The sequence below is a fragment of the Colwellia sp. MB02u-10 genome, from assembly GCF_014077185.1.
GTDB lineage: Bacteria > Pseudomonadota > Gammaproteobacteria > Enterobacterales > Alteromonadaceae > Cognaticolwellia.
This window is the reverse complement of record NZ_JACGVK010000003.1, coordinates 1-359: the sequence shown is the minus strand read 5'-3', so window position 1 is coordinate 359 and position 359 is coordinate 1. Positions and strand designations below refer to the sequence as shown.

1 protein-coding gene is annotated in these 359 nt (G+C 57.1%); it reads right to left on the bottom strand.

Annotated features, from left to right (window positions below):
• Positions 1-359 (bottom strand): YDG domain-containing protein (locus H4J59_RS00005; RefSeq protein WP_220469670.1); only part of this gene is annotated, 359 nt, incomplete at both ends.

The window sequence follows — 359 nt, the reverse complement described above, 5'->3', positions numbered from 1 at the left end:
TCCGCGCCGCCATAGCTGGTAGCGCTCAGGTTAACCGTCTTACCGGTACCCGCATGCTTAGTATCAAAGGTACCCGTGCTCGCCACCGTGACAACATCCCCGGCGATCCAGCCTGCGGCACCCGAAACATCAAGCGCCGCGTCGGTGTTTGCATCGTAGGTTTTGTTGCTTGCCGTAATACCACTGATGCTGATCGCTTTAGTGGTTACATTCGCCGTGGCAGTCGCCTGATCTGTGATGCTGTAGTTCGTGTTATCCGCGCCGCCATAGCTGGTAGCGCTCAGGTTAACCGTCTTACCGGTACCCGCATGCTTAGTATCAAAGGTACCCGTGCTCGCCACCGTAACAACATCCCCGGC